Source organism: Tamlana carrageenivorans, assembly GCF_002893765.1.
Classification (GTDB): Bacteria; Bacteroidota; Bacteroidia; order Flavobacteriales; family Flavobacteriaceae; genus Pseudotamlana; species Pseudotamlana carrageenivorans.
On sequence record NZ_CP025938.1, the window covers coordinates 3670311 to 3687003 of the forward strand.

15 protein-coding genes are annotated in these 16693 nt (G+C 31.9%); 11 read left to right on the forward strand and 4 right to left on the reverse strand.

The window, feature by feature from the left end; all coding sequences use genetic code 11:
* Positions 1-5 precede the first annotated feature (5 nt).
* The 3 genes from C1A40_RS16175 to C1A40_RS16185 all read right to left on the reverse strand — a co-directional run bounded on the left by C1A40_RS16175 (position 6) and on the right by C1A40_RS16185 (position 6311).
* Entirely contained in the window at positions 6-3104 is a 3099-nt protein-coding gene (locus tag C1A40_RS16175) for a SusC/RagA family TonB-linked outer membrane protein (RefSeq protein ID WP_158651391.1), read from the reverse strand.
* Positions 3105-3609: 505 nt separating this feature from the next.
* Positions 3610-4263, reverse strand: coding sequence for a fructose-6-phosphate aldolase (gene fsa / locus C1A40_RS16180; protein ID WP_102995530.1), 654 nt, complete (start codon positions 4261-4263; stop codon positions 3610-3612).
* Between the two features lie 2 nt (positions 4264-4265).
* Positions 4266-6311, reverse strand: a complete 2046-nt coding sequence (locus tag C1A40_RS16185) for a transketolase family protein (RefSeq protein ID WP_102995529.1) — start codon at positions 6309-6311, stop codon at positions 4266-4268.
* 598 nt (positions 6312-6909) lie between these two features.
* Between C1A40_RS16185 and C1A40_RS16190 the strand changes: the two genes are divergently transcribed.
* The 10 genes from C1A40_RS16190 to C1A40_RS16235 all read left to right on the forward strand — a co-directional run bounded on the left by C1A40_RS16190 (position 6910) and on the right by C1A40_RS16235 (position 14977).
* Entirely contained in the window at positions 6910-7788 is an 879-nt protein-coding gene (locus tag C1A40_RS16190; RefSeq protein ID WP_102996082.1) for an IS982 family transposase, read from the forward strand.
* Between the two features lie 101 nt (positions 7789-7889).
* Entirely contained in the window at positions 7890-8411 is a 522-nt protein-coding gene (locus tag C1A40_RS16195) for a ubiquitin-like protein (RefSeq protein ID WP_102996802.1), read from the forward strand.
* A 258-nt stretch (positions 8412-8669) separates the two neighbouring features.
* The gene (locus C1A40_RS16200; protein WP_422395613.1) at positions 8670-9632 is read left to right on the forward strand and encodes an IS30 family transposase; all 963 of its coding nucleotides are present in this window, start codon (positions 8670-8672) and stop codon (positions 9630-9632) included.
* 101 nt (positions 9633-9733) lie between these two features.
* Entirely contained in the window at positions 9734-9979 is a 246-nt protein-coding gene (locus tag C1A40_RS16205) for an AbrB/MazE/SpoVT family DNA-binding domain-containing protein (RefSeq protein ID WP_102996766.1), read from the forward strand.
* On the forward strand, positions 9970-10293 hold the full coding sequence (locus C1A40_RS16210) for a type II toxin-antitoxin system PemK/MazF family toxin (RefSeq protein ID WP_067145652.1): 324 nt from the start codon (positions 9970-9972) through the stop codon (positions 10291-10293). The genes C1A40_RS16205 and C1A40_RS16210 overlap by 10 nt, the downstream gene beginning before the upstream one ends.
* A gap of 213 nt (positions 10294-10506) precedes the next feature.
* Positions 10507-12594, forward strand: a complete 2088-nt coding sequence (locus tag C1A40_RS16215) for a hypothetical protein (protein WP_102996803.1) — start codon at positions 10507-10509, stop codon at positions 12592-12594.
* Positions 12595-12596: 2 nt separating this feature from the next.
* Complete coding sequence (locus C1A40_RS16220) at positions 12597-13046, forward strand: hypothetical protein (protein ID WP_102996804.1); 450 nt, start codon at positions 12597-12599, stop codon at positions 13044-13046.
* 184 nt (positions 13047-13230) lie between these two features.
* A complete protein-coding gene (locus tag C1A40_RS16225) occupies positions 13231-13416 on the forward strand; it encodes a hypothetical protein (RefSeq protein ID WP_158651392.1) in 186 nt (61 codons plus the stop codon).
* A 414-nt stretch (positions 13417-13830) separates the two neighbouring features.
* Positions 13831-14370, forward strand: coding sequence for a hypothetical protein (locus C1A40_RS16230; RefSeq protein WP_158651393.1), 540 nt, complete (start codon positions 13831-13833; stop codon positions 14368-14370).
* 13 nt (positions 14371-14383) lie between these two features.
* The gene (locus C1A40_RS16235) at positions 14384-14977 is read left to right on the forward strand and encodes a hypothetical protein (RefSeq protein ID WP_158651394.1); all 594 of its coding nucleotides are present in this window, start codon (positions 14384-14386) and stop codon (positions 14975-14977) included.
* Here the strand turns inward: C1A40_RS16235 and C1A40_RS16240 are convergent.
* Positions 14974-15852 (reverse strand): IS982 family transposase, encoded by an 879-nt coding sequence (locus tag C1A40_RS16240; protein WP_102996082.1) that lies wholly within the window; start codon positions 15850-15852, stop codon positions 14974-14976. The genes C1A40_RS16235 and C1A40_RS16240 overlap by 4 nt on opposite strands.
* A 220-nt stretch (positions 15853-16072) precedes the next feature.
* Here C1A40_RS16240 and C1A40_RS16245 point away from each other — a divergent pair, with 220 nt between their 5' ends.
* Entirely contained in the window at positions 16073-16315 is a 243-nt protein-coding gene (locus tag C1A40_RS16245) for a hypothetical protein (protein ID WP_102996808.1), read from the forward strand.
* Positions 16316-16693: the final 378 nt, after the last annotated feature.

A 16693-nucleotide genomic window follows, 5' to 3' on the forward strand; every position in this document is an offset into this window, starting at 1 on the left:
TTTTTTTAAAAGTCTAACTGTATACCTAATGCAAAAGTTCTAGGGTTAGGGAACGAACCAAAATCGAATCCTCTATTAAACAAACCGTTACTAATAAAATCTGGATCGTAACCACTATATTTTGTAATAACGAAAACGTTTTGACCTGAAGCAAAAACTCTGGCTCTTTCGAATATTTTAGTATTTATAGGGATGTTATAGCCTAATTCTAAGTTTTGAAGTCTAACATAATCTCCATCTTCAATAAAACGATCTGAAAGTCTATTATTTCCATTAGGATCTCCAATAACAGGCCGCGGTATATTAGTATCTGTATTATTAGGAGTCCAATAATCTAACATGTCTGTGGAGCTATTCACCAAATCTCCTAACATTAAGTTTTGGCGAGAACCATTGTATACTTTATGTCCTGCAGCGCCTTGAAAGAAACAAGATATATCGAAGTTTTTATAACTAGCGCTTAAATTTAAACCAAAATTAAGCTTTGGAATTACCGTTCCTTTAAATGTTCTATCTTCATCTGTAATTAATCCATCGCCGGAATCTGGAATGCCATCACCATCTGTGTCTACTGTTAATTGATCAACAAACTTAACATCCCCTGGTTGTGCTCCAGATTGAAAAGCATGGTTAGATACATCCTCTAGGGACTGGAAAAGTCCGTCGGTTTCATAAACATATAACTCACCTGCAGAACGTCCCACTTCTGTTCTACCTGCTCCATCTGAAATTGGTGTATCCTCTGTTCCAATTTTGAGTACTTCATTTTTTAAAGTCCCTAAATTCCCTGAAATATTGTAACTAAAATCTTTCTTACCTCCACTATAGCTTAACGTAAACTCCATACCTTTGTTTCTAATGGTACCAGCATTTGTCGTTAATAAAATTGGAAATGATCCAGAAGAATAAGGAATTGGAACGTCTGCTAATAAATCTGTAGACTGTTTCATAAAATATTCGGCAGAAAATTGCAGTCTATTATTAAACATTCCAAATTCTGCTGCAACGTTTGAAGATTCAGTATCTTCCCATTTAATATCGCTATCTACAATTTTTACAACCGTTGTACCGTTTGCTATTTGATTATTGAAATTGTAGCTAGCAAATGGGTTTAAGTTTAATGCAAACTCATACAAACCAATAGTATTATTTCCTAGCTGACCATAACCACCACGTATTTTTAAAGTATTCCACCAATCAGGTAAGTTAAAATCGTTATGGGCTTTCCATGCTCCAGATACAGAGAAGTAGTTACCTGTATTATTTCTTTGCGCAAATTTAGAAGATTTATCTTGTCTAAAATTAAATGTTACTAAGTAACGATCATCAAAGGTGTAATCCAATCTACCAATGTAAGACTTATAGGTTTCAACAGATTCATTTTCTGATGCATCTCTATTATCTGCATATTCTAAATGCGCTATAGTTCCGGTTGGATATCCTGTACCTACGGCATTTAATCTATAAAAGTCATTACGTTCGTGTAGTGTACCAGCAAGTAAGCTAAACACATTTTTTTCACCTAAATTAAAATCGTAAGTCAATAAGTTATTTACAATAGATCTTGTTGTATGGCCACTTTCTACAGCTAAACGAGCTTCATCTGCCGTAGTGACATAATACCATCCTAGATCACTTTCTGGATTATAGAATCTATTACTCCAATTAGTACGGTCTCCACTAACGCTTAATTTGTATTTAAGACCTTTAACAATTTCATACTGACCCCATATATTTCCAATAAAACGATTTCTTTTATTTTCGTTAGTAATCAAATTATTAAAACCTAAAACATTTAATGAAATAGCGCGTTGTGTAATACCATCGGTACCACCATAGCCACCTAATCTATTTGGGTCGTAAACAGGCATCGTTGGAATAGCTTGCAATAAATTAATAATAGAACTAGTACCTTGAATATATTCGTTAAAACTCTCCTTATCTGATAAAGAATACGACATTTTAGCTCCATATGTAAACTTACCTTTTTCTCCATTTAAGTTCATGGTTGCTGTATATCTTTCGTATGCTTGCGGTGTTTCTAAATACCCTGTATTTTTGAAATAATCAACATTTACATTATAATTTAATGTTTGAGAACCGCCACTAAAGTTTAATGTATGGTTTTCCAAAATACCTGTTTTAAAGGCTTCATTTTGCCAATCTGTATCTATATCATCTATGTAAGATGCGTTACCTGGATAGTTTGCTGGCGAGGTTGCTACTCCCAAACCTTGATTGTTTGCATTTGTTTCTGCGGTTCTAACCAATTCTTGGTATTGCTCTCTATTTGTTAAATCGTACCACCTGTTTTTTGGTAAACTTTGAAAACCAGTAGTCACTTTATAACTAACACTTAACTGTCCTTCTCTCCCCTTTTTTGTAGTAATAATCACCACACCATTGGCTCCACGTGCACCATAAATAGCCGCAGAAGACGCATCTTTTAGAACCTGAATAGACTCGATATCACCTGTTGCGAAATCGTAAGGATTGTCTACAATCACACCATCTACCACAAATAATGGATTATTGTTTCTAAAAGAAGTAATTCCACGTATTTTAATATTAACAAACCCTCCAGGTTCTCCAGATGATTGCACTGTTACACCAGGTGCCTGACCTTGTAACATTTTAGCAACATCGTAAGTTATTGTTTTCTTTGCATCATCTACATCGACAACACTCACAGAACCAGTAAGATCTGATTTCTTCTTAGTTCCATATCCTACAACGACTACTTCTTCTAAAGCCGTTAAATCTTCTTTAAGCTTAACATTTATTTCGGCCTTATTATCATCTACAAGAACTTCCTTATTCAAATAGCCTAAATAAGAAAAGACCAAAACGTCTTTCGCTGATGCATTAATGGTATAACCTCCATTAAAATCGGTTACAGTTCCATTAGTTGTTCCTTTAATTAAAACATTAACTCCTGGTAAAGGCAATCCTTCATTTTCAGACGAAACTATACCAGTAATTGTCTTTTTTTGTTGCGCAAAATTTAAATTTGCACAGAAAATCATAAATACTAATGCTAGTAACCAGTCTTTAGGTGACCAATAGCACCTGTAATTCATAGGTAAAAATTTAGTTGTTATCATTCTTTTTAGTTTTAGTTTAGTTATTGCTATAAGTGTAAAAATAACATTTGTAAATAAATAACAAATAATTAACATTAACAAATATTTTTATCAATAAATGTTTAATTAACACTTATTTTTTGATAATTCCTATAATCAGCCTTCTATACGGCCAAAAAAAATAAGATGTCTATTGGTTTCAGCTACTGATAAAACTAAGTTAACAGTTGAAAAAATAGTTTTCAATTTATTCTAAATATTAAAAGACTTTTTAATTTTAAAAAAATAATACCTGAGCAGGATGAAATAAGCTCTTTATTGGAAAACTTCAAAACAAGGAAACCCAAAACTGGAGATTACAGGGCAATTAAACGAATAAAGGTTCCTGATGTAAAACAATTGTGAGAAAACATCCTGTGTTATAAATTGAATAATCCAAAATAGTTTAACCAATAAAAGCTTCCCAAATTCAAGATGTTTTCTTGAATTTGAGAAGCTTTATATCACTTCAAAAAAGTACTAAATTTTAGTTTCCTTTTTTGTAATCTTCTAAGAATTTCGCTAAACCGATATCGGTTAAAGGGTGTTTTAATAAGCCTTTAATAGACGATAATGGTCCTGTCATCACATCAGATCCTAATTTTGCACAATCAATAAGGTGCATGGTGTGACGTACTGAAGCTGCTAAAATTTGAGTTTCGAAACCGTAGTTATCGTAAATCTGTCTGATTTCTGCAATAAGGTTTAAACCATCTGTAGAAATATCATCTAATCTTCCAATGAAAGGCGACACATAAGTAGCACCTGCTTTTGCAGCCAATAAAGCTTGACCAGCAGAGAATACTAAAGTGACGTTCGTTCTAATGCCTTTATCTGAAAAATATTTACAAGCTTTAATACCATCGGCAATTAAAGGAAGTTTTACCACGATTTGTGGGTGTAAAGCAGCAAGGGCTTCACCTTCTTTTACCATACCTTCAAAATCGGTTGAAATAACCTCGGCACTTACATCACCATCAACAATATCACAGATTTTTGTATAGTGTGCTAAAATATTTTCAGCACCTGTAATACCTTCTTTCGCCATTAAAGACGGGTTTGTTGTTACCCCATCTAAAACACCTAAAGCCTGTGCTTCAGCGATATCATCAAGGTTTGCTGTATCAATAAAAAATTTCATAATTATGCAGTTTTGTATGCTGTTTTTAAATATTCTAATACTTCGTTGCTTACATTTTCACCTGTAAATCCGAATTTCTCATCCAATACACCTGCAGGAGCAGAGTAACCGAAATGATCGACTCCAAACACTTTTCCGTTAGCACCAACAAGACCTTCTAAGTTCACCGGTAAACCAGCTGTTAAACCAAATAATGGTTTGTCCTGTGGGATCACGCTGTTTTGGTATGCTTTAGATTGTAATCTGAAAACGCCTTCAGAAATTACAGAAGCGATATTTACTTTTAAGCCTTTTTCAGCTTCTAAAATTTCAGCAGCAGCTAATAAAGTAGAAACTTCAGATCCGTTTGCGATAAGCACCACATCTGGGTTTTCAACTTCTTTCACTAAATATCCACCTTTTTCGGCAGCTAAAGCCTCTTGATATCTTGATTCTCCTTGAGGAGCAACATCTTTAATACCTTGTCTAGAAAGGATTAAACCTGTAGGCGTGTTTTTATTTTCTAGCGCCATTTTCCAAGCCACGTTTGTTTCTGCTGAATCGGCAGGACGTAAGGCTAAGAAACTTGGGTTTCCGCTATGATTTTTTAATTTTTCAAGTAAACGAATTTGCGCTTCTTGCTCGATTGGTTGGTGTGTTGGACCATCCTCTCCTACTCTAAAGGCATCGTGTGTCCATACATATTTAACACCCAATTCTTGAATACCACTTAAACGAATGGCTGGTTTCATATAATCTGAAAACACGAAGAACGTTGCAACAACTGGAATGATACCACCGTGTAAAGCTAATCCGTTTGCTATACAAGCCATAGTTAACTCGGCAACACCAGCTTGTAAAAAGGCTCCTGAAAAATCACCTTTTTTCATCGCGTGAGTTTTCTTTAAGAAACCATCGGTTTTATCTGAATTTGATAAATCGGCAGAAGACACAATCATGTTTTCTACGTTTTCCGCAAGGTATCCTAAAACCGCAGAAGACGCTGCTCTAGTGGCCAAACCTTCTTTTTGAGGAATATTAAAATCTAATTCTGGTAATTCTCCAGAGAAGAAGAAGTCTAATTTCTCTGCTAATGCAGGGTTTGCTTCTCTCCACGTATTAATTTCTGCTTTCTTTTCAGCAGCCTGAGCTGTTTTTTCAGCTATGATATTTTTATAGAAATCGGCTACTTCAGGATAAATCTCAAATGGATTATTCACATCTGCACCTAAATTCTCTAATGTTTTTTCGTAATCGGCACCAGTAGCTCCAATGGGCTGACCGTGTAATTCGCAATAACCTTCAAACATGCTTCCATCGGCAGTTACACAACCTTTACCCATAATGGTTTTACCAATAATTAAGGTTGGTTTTTCAGTTTCAGCATTAGCGTCTTTTAAAGCTTTTCTAATTTCGTCGTGGTTATGCCCATCGATAGTAACAACTTTCCATCCCCAAGACTCGTATTTCATAGCCGTATCTTCGGTAGTTACCTCATCGGTAGATGTTGACAACTGGATATCGTTAGAATCGAAAAACATGATAAAGTTACTTAACCCTAAGTGTCCAGCAATACGTCCTGCTCCTTGAGAAACTTCTTCTTGAATACCACCATCAGAAATAAATCCATAAACTTTATGGTTCATCCAATCGCCAAATTTAGCTTGTAAAAACTTCGCACCAATAGCAGCTCCCACACCCATCGTGTGTCCTTGCCCTAATGGTCCAGAGGTGTTTTCAATACCACGTTTTACATCAACTTCTGGGTGACCAGGTGTGATAGAACCCCATTGTCTGAAATTAGCAACATCATCTTTAGCATAGTTTCCTAAAAGGTAATACTGTGCATACATTAAAGTAGACAAGTGACCAGCATCCATAAAGAAACGGTCTCTAAAAGGCCACTCCATATCTGTAGGGTCATAATTAAAAAATTCTGAGTATAAAATGTGCATAAAATCTGCACCACCCATAGGGCCACCTGGGTGACCTGATTTCGCTTTTTCTACCATAGCAACAGCTAATGCTCTAATATTATCTGCTGCTTGCTGATCATTTTGTTTGTTCATTTTTTAATTATAGTTTACGTATTATAAAATGAAATTTTTAGTTTCACAAAAAACAAGTGTTGTTTTTACACTTGCAATGATACGCAAAAAATATTTAACTTAAAAAAAAAGTTTATAATTTCAACTTAAAGAAAATGATTTATTTACATTTAATTTAAACAGGAAACAAAAAATCAACTATTTAGTTTATAAATCAAACGCGTTGTCTAGTCCTTCCAAAAAAAGCACATAAAATTACAAGCACTTCATTAGATTAACACTAATTTACCGCAATCAAAAAAATAAACTTTAGTTATTAATACGTAATAAACAGTACGTAATTTAACATTTCCAGAAAAGCTATTTTTTAAGACTTAAATCCTTTGTATTCCATTTGTTCAACCCAAATAATCAGCACATTATCAACTAACAACCCCACGCTCCCAACTTTAAGTCAATACCATGACGCGTTTAATACTTCATATCTTATTCAAAAAAAAAAACAGATCATAAAGATTCTTTTAAATTAAACCTACCCGTTGTGCATTATGATTTAAAAGAAAAAAGTTGTTCATCTTACTGAAAATCAGTAAATTGATTTAATCACAAATCATTAATAATGAACAACTTGAGTGCAAATTACGAAAGAATATTGGAAGTATTAAGAAAAATATCGAAAGAACAACTTTTAAGTTATCAAAGACGACAACCAAAGCTTAGTGATTTAGAACTTATCAGCTTGAGTCTTACTGCCGAATTTATGGGAATAGATAGTGAAAATGACCTTTTTAGAAAACTTCCAGATTCCCTATTATCAAAAATAGAGAGAAGTGTCTACAATAGAAGAAGACGAAAACTAGTTAATAAGCTCAACAGTATCAGGTTAAGCTTAGCTTCCCATTTTAATGAATTTGAAGATTATTTTGTAGTAGATAGTATGCCTTTAGAAGTTTGTAAATTATCACGCAGTTCTCGTTCAAAGATTTGTAAAGAAAACACTTATGCATTTCCAGATAAAGGTTATTGTGCAGCTCAAAGTTCTAATTATTACGGTTATAAACTGCACGCTGTTTGTTCTGTAAATGGTGTCTTTCAAAGTATCGATTTGAGTCCAGCATCTGTACACGATATTAATTATCTTAAAGATATTAAGATGCAAATAAGCGATTGTACATTAATTGGTGATAAAGGCTATTTATCAACAGAAATACAGCTTAACTTGTTTGAAACCTGTAATATAACGCTAAATACACCTATGAGAAGCAATCAAAAAAATTACAAAGTACAGCCTTATGTATTTAGAAAAAAGAGGAAAAGGATAGAAACATTATTTTCACAACTTTGTGACCAATTTATGATAAGACGCAATTATGCTAAAACTTTTGAAGGTTTTAAAACAAGAATCGTAGCTAAGATAACTGCTTTAACAACTATTCAGTATATCAATAAGTTTATTTTTGGGAGAAACATTAATAATATTAAAATTAACATTATTTAAAATGCACAACGGGTTTATAAATTATTAGTTTTATCGTATAATTACACTTTTAAACGATTATTCTAACCTCAAAAATAAACCTTGTAAAATAACATTAAATTATGAAACAAATTTACACTCTAATCTTATTTACGCTTTTATCATTCAATGTACAAGCAATGCAAATTTTTATAAAAACCCCTGAAGGTAAAACAATCGCGTTAGAGGTTGAACCTAATGACACGATTGAGAATATTAAAGCCAAAATTCAGGATAAAGAAGGAATTGCCCCTAATAATCAAGTATTAAAATTTAATGACGTAATTCTTGAAGATGGTCGAACATTAATTGATTATAATATACAAAAAGAAAGTACACTTCAATTAACATATTCTACTCTTGGAATTTCGGAAATAGAATTAAGTAGTGATAAGTTAAATTTATACCCTAACCCTTCAAGAAATTTTATACAAATTTCAGGATTAAAAAAAATCGAAAAATATACAATTTTTAGTCTTTTGGGAACAGAAATATCTAAAGGAGAAATATCTGATAAGAAAAGTATTGATATACAAAACCTAAACAACGGTGTATATTTATTGAAATTTAATAATGGAAATAACTTGAAATTCATAAAAGAATAAAAACGTTTGCTAACACTGGGTATCAAAAATAGCCTAGTTGATTTCTAAAAACAAAATTTAATTCAATAAACCAAAGTACTAGCGTATACCAAAATTGTCGCCTAATACAAAGGCTACTTTTCATACCCAAAACGTTACCACACATTTGAGAATAATCGTCCGTATTCAAGAACTTAACGCAACAAATCTAAATTAATAGATTTGTAATTATGGTACGAAAAAAAACAGGTAGACTTACCCTTAAAGAAAGAATAAAGAATACAGATTGAGACTCTTTTAACTGAAAAAAAGAATAAATCATACATCGCTATAACCATTAACAGAGCTCGATCTACGGTTACAAGAGAAGTTAATAAATGGGTGCAAACAGATAGAGATAAATACTCAGCAGAACTAGCTCATTGGTGCGCCAAAGATGATTACCTAAACAAAAGAAATATTGATAAAATATCTAAGTACCCTAGACTTCGAATTTATGTCTATAGGGGCTTATTATCACAATGGACTCCTGAACAAATTGCTGGAAGACTAAAAGAAGAATTCCCAAATGATCCTATAATGTCTATTTCTCACGAATCAATTTATAGGTACATATATGCAAAGCCTCAAGCTAGTTTAAATAAAAAACTAATTAAACTCCTCGTACGCAAAAAAACAAGACGTAGACCCTCTAAAAAAAGACGCAGAACAGGATCTAAAATATTAAACCAAGTCAGTATAGACCTAAGACCCGAGCATATTAACCTAAGAAATGAAATCGGACACTGGGAAGGAGATTTAATGATTGGGAAGGATCAAAAATCGGCTATTGGAACTATCGTAGAACGCAAATCTAGATATACATTAATTATCAAACTAAAAGCCAGGAACTCTAAGGAAATTGCTAAAATGTTTTCTAAAGAACTTAACAAACTAGATCCCATATTCAAAAAATCTATGACCTACGATAATGGAATTGAAATGGCAAGACACGAAACAATTACCAAGAAAACAGGTATGAAAATTTACTTTGCACACCCCTATTCTTCTTGGGAAAGAGGTACCAATGAAAACACTAACGGACTCATCAGAAGGTACCTCCCAAAAGGAACAGATTTTAACAAAATTGACTTAAATACATTCATCGAAATTCAAGAAAAATTAAACAATAGACCTCGTAAAATTATTGGATTTAAAACCCCTAATGAAGTTATGATAAAAGAACTAAAAATTGTAGCTTAGACTCATACAAAAAAAAGCAACGTTTGTTGCGTTAGAACCTTGAATGCAGCCTTTGCGGACTGAATAGTTTGTACTAACTTTGTAATTACAAATAAAATGTTATGGAAACAGCAATTATAAAAATCGGAAATTCTAAAGGTCTACGTTTAAGTAAGACTATTTTAGAAAAGTATAACATAAAAGACAAAGTTGAAATGATTTTGGAAAAAGGACAAATAATCCTTAAACCAATTAGTAGTCCGAGAAAAAACTGGGAAAAAGCTTTTCAAGAAATGCGTGAGAATAATGACGACCGATTATTATTCAATGATGTTTTTGAGGACGAAAATTTTGAGGAATGGAATTAGAACAGTATTCTATCGTACTGGTAAATCTTGACCCAACAATTGGTAGTGAAATTAAAAAAACAAGACCTTGTGTAATTATTTCGCCAAATGAAATTAATAAGTTTTTAAGAACAATCGTAGTTGCACCAATGACAACGAACTTGAAAAATTATCCGACCAGAATAAAAGTAAAACACAGCGGAAAAAAAGGAATGATTGCAATCGACCAAATTAGGACAATTGACAAATCTCGAATATTAAAAACCTTTGACCAATTATCGAAATCTGAAATACAGAATTGTAAAGATATTATTAGAGAAACTTTTGTTGATTAAAACTAAATTTTGAACAAAAAAAGTACTAATGGCAACAAGGTGTATAATTAATGGCTAGGTCGAGCTTGCTTACGAATATTCCTGCGGAATATTCTATTCGGTTTTTATTTGTTAAATTCGATGCTAAATCACGCCACAAATCATACACGAGACCGTTGTAGGCAATATGCCACCACATTGAAACATTTTTATTAAATTTAAACAACGGAACTTATGAAAAACAAGTTGAAGAAACTATTAAAATTTGGATTAGCATTATTAGCAATCGGACTTTTACTTACCAACTGCGAAAATGAACCTCAAGAAGAACTCCCCAATGCTGAAAGCCAAGAACCAACTCTCACACTCAAACATTACTCAAAAAAGAATTTTGAAAATAATACGAAACTTGTTTCAAAGCTAAAAGAATTCAAAGACAACCTCTTAGAAAATAAATCCGGTAAATACTCTGGTAAAAGCATTTACAACAAAGAATACGACTTCACGGTATATACGGATTCCGCTACTTACATTGCATATAACGATTACCACTCCTATACATTCCCTTTGGTACAGGGTGCAGATGAAAAGATAACTAACGTACTATTCGAACTCAACGACCAAGGCGAATACGATGCCTATTTGGTAAAATACGATTATTCTGCAAACGAGTTTAAAAACCAAGACCTAAGTTCTTTATCGTTGAAGACCTCGATGAAACCCATCGATTTGGTCTTCAACTCCCTTTTTGCAAAAACAAAATCGGCTTATGTCTGTATCTATTCCTATGAATATGTTAGAACTGGCTCACATTTCACAAACGGTGACAGTAATTTAATTGAATTTGACTATGGTTGGGTACTAGACGCTTCATATTGTGAAACTGTATATTATGAAGAGGAGGACAAAACTACTTACAACTACAACAACAATACAGCTACCGTTACCATAAGCGGAACAAGCTATGGAGGTTCGGGAGGCTCAACCACCTCGCCCACACCTTCGCCATACGATACAGAAGAATTGATTAAAATAGACGCTGTTAAGTCGGAACTTAGCCTAAACTTACCTCAAAGACAATGGATTGACAAACACGGGGGCGTAGCTTTTCAATTATATAATTTTCTCACTTTAGAAATGTTCTCAGATGAAGCCACCACAGAGGCCAAAATGCGATTAGACTTGGAGATGGTAAATGACACATATTATACAACTTATCAATGGGACTTTAGCAAAACAGGAACCTATTTAAATAGAATGCCCCTTAAATATATTGCATCGGCTGATGTTCCATTTAAAGCTGGCACAGAGAAAATGTACCTGCTTGAAAATGGGTTGGTACTTTACGTAGCAGATGGCCCTAAAATAATCAACAAAGAAATACCTGACTCAATTTCAAGTACAGAAGTTAACAATGATGGATATCATTACATATATAGCTATCACACAGACCTATTTTATGAATACAGGTTGCCTCAACCTGATTACCCCAAAGCTGATATCGATTTTCTGCTCGATGCCTTTTGGGATGGTATCAAAATAGTCGGGCGCTACGCTACACCTCTTGAAGACGCCATTATATTAATAGACGGTAAAGACTTTGACGGTGTAGAACAAAGCAAAGTACAAACAGCGGGTTTTATGATTGTTGGGTTTATTCCGGGTGGGAAAATATTAAAACCAGTTAGAAAAGGAACTGGCAAAGTCTGGAAATTTGTTATTAAAAATGGAGATAAAGTTTTTACTAGAACCGTAAGAGAGTTAACAGAAGAAACCATTCAACATTTTGACAACTATGTGGAAGGCGCTAAAGACCTCTTACAAGAAGCGTTAAGAAAAGGCGATATTCTTGATGATGAAATCATTATCGAGGTTGGACAGGAAATCAGAGACCTTTCCTATAAAAAAAGAAGAAAACTAACTTGGGAAGAAGTTAAAGTACTTTTTAAACGAGGGAATGATTTTAATAAAAAAGCAAGGACTGTTTATACATATAATGAAATAGTTTTGGAAACAGGAAAACGATTAGATTCATATATCCCGGGATTAGAAATTATTTCAAGAAAGGCAACCACGTTGGCAGACATTAAACCTGAAACCTTTAAAAGTTATTTACAGGAATTAATTAACAAATACCCAAAAGGTAGTGTTATTAACTCTACCAAACTACCAAAAGGGACAAAGTTATCTGGGGATTATTTTTTAGAAATCCCGTTGTCAAACAAATCATTTTTTGAAAATAGTGCCACATTTCAACAATTACTGACCCAATTCAATGTCGATAATAATGTACTCATAAGAATAAAATATTTAGCAGAATAATCATGATTTTAGAACCTTTATTTAGAAAAATTAATTTTGTCGATAGATATCAAAAAATATGTGAAGAACATAATAATTTTGAAAACAGCATGTCTGGTAGCAACAAAAAGAAATATTTAGAGATTTTAAATTCAATTGATGATACCGTTATTTATTCATCAAAGGATAGAACTTTTAAGTATTCTTTTAAATATAAAAATTATGTTTTAGATTTAATTTTGACTATTCATGGTGGATTGGTAGAAGCACATTTTAATTATTTAAAAGATGATGAATGGATTATGTACAATAGATTTGACGGTTATGCTCAAATATTAAGCTCAAATTTTCAAAGAGAAATTTATAATATTCCTAAATACTCATCGTATGAAGAACTTGAAGAAATATTAAAAGAAATTTTTTCTATATATGGAGATTTGAAAAATGAATTTGTTAAAATTAATCGAAATTAAAAAATACTGCCTACAACACGTTATATAAAAAATAGCAGTTAAGTGTTAAACCGACAGGTATGTTCTTTTCTGCTATTTTTGTTTTAAACCGAAAATTAGCACATATAAATCTGCTACTTTTCATATAACCAACCGTTGGCATTCATTGAGAAAACCAATCGAACTTAAAAAAACAGAAATAAAAATGACAAAAAAAACAGGAGCTTATATTGTTATGATTGCTGGATTAATTCTCTTAATCATAAATATATCTGAATTAGATTTTAGTAATCTTAAAAATGGACCTTTTTCCGGAATTGTTTCAAATGTTCTTTTGATTTTAGCAATGATAATTAGTGTTAGAGATTTAAATAAAAAAGAAAATAAATAATCGGATTTTGAGCAAGTTTATACTAACCGAACTGGATACGGAATTTAGCTCGTTTTCGGAATTTAAAATTAGAACTCTGAATAAAAATATGACTCAAAACTGCTATAGAATTCCCGCTCAAACGGAAAAAAATAAAACGAAATTTTTGCCGACTCATACTCGGAATTAAAAATTTTAGTGGATTAAAAACAACGAAATGCCAACAATGGCTATAATTAATACGGGTTTTGGTGCTTAACCCAAAGTTTAGAGCTTTAAACGAAGTCCGCCAAATCTTTTGATTTGGCTTTATAAAGAAAAAGATAAAACAAAACAAAAAGTTTTGGCTAAGTGCTTAATCGAAAGTTCACTACTTTTAATCCCCGCACTAACCATAGCCTAAACGTTGGCAATAATTAAAAATCACGATTACGAATGAAAAAAATTACATTTATTTTATTATGCTTTTCAATGGTTGGGTTTGGACAATCAAATTTTAAACTAGGAGAAAATATAAAATTAACAAAAAATAATATTGAATTTCAATTTAAAAAGCCTAATTATCCCTTTAATCGGAGTGATGAAAGTTTATCGCAAGGTGGTAATAAAAATTTAGTAATTTCATTTGTTGCCTCTAAACCGATAGCGGCATTACAAATTTACTCTACACCAATACCTTCAAAAATGCAACAAGATGCTGAAAATTTTTTTAATTCAGAGCAATCAATAAAATCATTTATTAGTCAAATATTTCCGCATCCTATAAATGAAATTTTAGAATATAAGGTAGTTGTTTTTAGCGACAAAATATTTATAGAAGTTCAATTAATAGGAGCAAATGTTCAGAAACAAATAAATTGGATTACATTCTACAAAAATAATATGATAAATATTTTAGGCACAACTCTAATTGAAGATTTTGAAACAAATTTACCATTCATTAAAAAGTTCAAAAATTCAATTTATATTAAATAATAACGAAAAAGTAATGAAATTCAATTTAACAATAATTAGTTTGTTAATTTTATTCTGCTCTTGTAAAGATAAAGTAAACAATAAATTAAACCCTGAACAGCTTTTTGAAGATTCGTATAAAACTCAAAGAGAGAATAATTCTTTAGAAGATAATTCTGAACATTTCGACAAAACTAAGAATATATATTCAAATTATAAATATAACGTCGCTTACGATGGACTTGATTATTGGGTATCCGATTATGGCGTTTCTGAACATACAATTTTAAGAACTTTTGATAAAGATAGCGCAATAGGAATGACTATTAATGTTATTGAAACCACCTTTGAGCCTGGCAAGAATATTTGGGAAATATATGATTTAAACCCTAAAGGCATGGAAGAGCAATTCAGCCAAATGATAACTGGTCAATTAAATACAGATATTAAAAATTATTCTTTCAAGAAAACTTACATAAAAAACGTTAAATCTTTAAAAAGAAAGTTTGAACACACCGTCAGAGATTCTGAATATGAATATGATAACGTTAGTATAATGCAACAAGCTGTTAGAGGAAATTACTACTATACATTTAATTTATTTATACCAACCCGTTGTGCATTTTAAATAATGTTAATTTTAATATTATTAATGTTTCTCCCAAAAATAAACTTATTGATATACTGAATAGTTGTTAAAGCAGTTATCTTAGCTACGATTCTTGTTTTAAAACCTTCAAAAGTTTTAGCATAATTGCGTCTTATCATAAATTGGTCACAAAGTTGTGAAAATAATGTTTCTATCCTTTTCCTCTTTTTTCTAAATACATAAGGCTGTACTTTGTAATTTTTTTGATTGCTTCTCATAGGTGTATTTAGCGTTATATTACAGGTTTCAAACAAGTTAAGCTGTATTTCTGTTGATAAATAGCCTTTATCACCAATTAATGTACAATCGCTTATTTGCATCTTAATATCTTTAAGATAATTAATATCGTGTACAGATGCTGGACTCAAATCGATACTTTGAAAGACACCATTTACAGAACAAACAGCGTGCAGTTTATAACCGTAATAATTAGAACTTTGAGCTGCACAATAACCTTTATCTGGAAATGCATAAGTGTTTTCTTTACAAATCTTTGAACGAGAACTGCGTGATAATTTACAAACTTCTAAAGGCATACTATCTACTACAAAATAATCTTCAAATTCATTAAAATGGGAAGCTAAGCTTAACCTGATACTGTTGAGCTTATTAACTAGTTTTCGTCTTCTTCTATTGTAGACACTTCTCTCTATTTTTGATAATAGGGAATCTGGAAGTTTTCTAAAAAGGTCATTTTCACTATCTATTCCCATAAATTCGGCAGTAAGACTCAAGCTGATAAGTTCTAAATCACTAAGCTTTGGTTGTCGTCTTTGATAACTTAAAAGTTGTTCTTTCGATATTTTTCTTAATACTTCCAATATTCTTTCGTAATTTGCACTCAAGTTGTTCATTATTAATGATTTGTGATTAAATCAATTTACTGATTTTCAGTAAGATGAACAACTTTTTTCTTTTAAATCATAATGCACAACGGGTTATACCAAAAATGTTTTATGATGTAAATCCTGATTATTATGACAAGCTATATTTAAATCTATATTTTTTAAAAGATGAAAAAAAATTAAATGACATAATTAACTCGACACAATAATATTTAGAACAAATTTAAATATGACAAACAAAACTGGATATATATTAGGCTTAATAAGTGCAATCATTTATGTAATAATAATTTATGGATTTAGCACAAATCGTCTGTCTGATTTTTTAGCTTCATTATTAGGAGCATTACTAATTCCAGCAATTGTTGCTGGACTAATTTCTCTTTTTTCAAAAAATAATTTTGGTAAAATATTTGCAATTACTTGTGTTATAATTCATGTAATTTCGGGTTTAGGAAACTCATTAGCATAATTGAGTCAAAAAAAAACTATTGCCAACACCGTGTAAAAAACATTGCTTATTTTAGTTAAACCGAAAGGTTGTTGCTTTTTTGCTAACTCTGATTTTCCTGCGGAAAATCCTCGCACACAAAACCGCAACGTTCCTTACACATAAACGTTGTTTACAATGCTGCGCGACGTTTCCAAAACACAACTCCAACTAAATTTTACGCAAAAAATATTGTGGTTTAAATGTAAAAACTCATAATATTTCTGTAAAATCACTCAGTCGATTTCGGACACATAACGATTCGTAATCGGGACGGCGGACTGATAAACTGTGTGGTAAATCAGAACGGAATAAATCAGAATTTTTCTCACTCATACGGTTTCGGACACATAACAATTC

Bases quoted from the DNA above. Each gene is read 5' to 3' on its own strand.
- C1A40_RS16185 (WP_102995529.1), bottom strand. From the start codon at position 6,311: ATGAACAAACAAAATGATCAGCAAGCAGCAGATAATATTAGAGCATTA.
- C1A40_RS16235 (WP_158651394.1), top strand. From the start codon at position 14,384: ATGAAATTCAATTTAACAATAATTAGTTTGTTAATTTTATTCTGCTCT.
- C1A40_RS16225 (WP_158651392.1), top strand. From the start codon at position 13,231: ATGACAAAAAAAACAGGAGCTTATATTGTTATGATTGCTGGATTAATT.
- C1A40_RS16220 (WP_102996804.1), top strand. From the start codon at position 12,597: ATGATTTTAGAACCTTTATTTAGAAAAATTAATTTTGTCGATAGATAT.
- C1A40_RS16175 (WP_158651391.1), bottom strand. From the start codon at position 3,104: ATGATAACAACTAAATTTTTACCTATGAATTACAGGTGCTATTGGTCA.
- fsa (WP_102995530.1), bottom strand. From the start codon at position 4,263: ATGAAATTTTTTATTGATACAGCAAACCTTGATGATATCGCTGAAGCA.
- C1A40_RS16240 (WP_102996082.1), bottom strand. From the start codon at position 15,852: ATGAACAACTTGAGTGCAAATTACGAAAGAATATTGGAAGTATTAAGA.
- C1A40_RS16205 (WP_102996766.1), top strand. From the start codon at position 9,734: ATGGAAACAGCAATTATAAAAATCGGAAATTCTAAAGGTCTACGTTTA.
- C1A40_RS16245 (WP_102996808.1), top strand. From the start codon at position 16,073: ATGACAAACAAAACTGGATATATATTAGGCTTAATAAGTGCAATCATT.
- C1A40_RS16195 (WP_102996802.1), top strand. From the start codon at position 7,890: ATGAAACAAATTTACACTCTAATCTTATTTACGCTTTTATCATTCAAT.
- C1A40_RS16230 (WP_158651393.1), top strand. From the start codon at position 13,831: ATGAAAAAAATTACATTTATTTTATTATGCTTTTCAATGGTTGGGTTT.
- C1A40_RS16210 (WP_067145652.1), top strand. From the start codon at position 9,970: ATGGAATTAGAACAGTATTCTATCGTACTGGTAAATCTTGACCCAACA.
- C1A40_RS16215 (WP_102996803.1), top strand. From the start codon at position 10,507: ATGAAAAACAAGTTGAAGAAACTATTAAAATTTGGATTAGCATTATTA.
- C1A40_RS16190 (WP_102996082.1), top strand. From the start codon at position 6,910: ATGAACAACTTGAGTGCAAATTACGAAAGAATATTGGAAGTATTAAGA.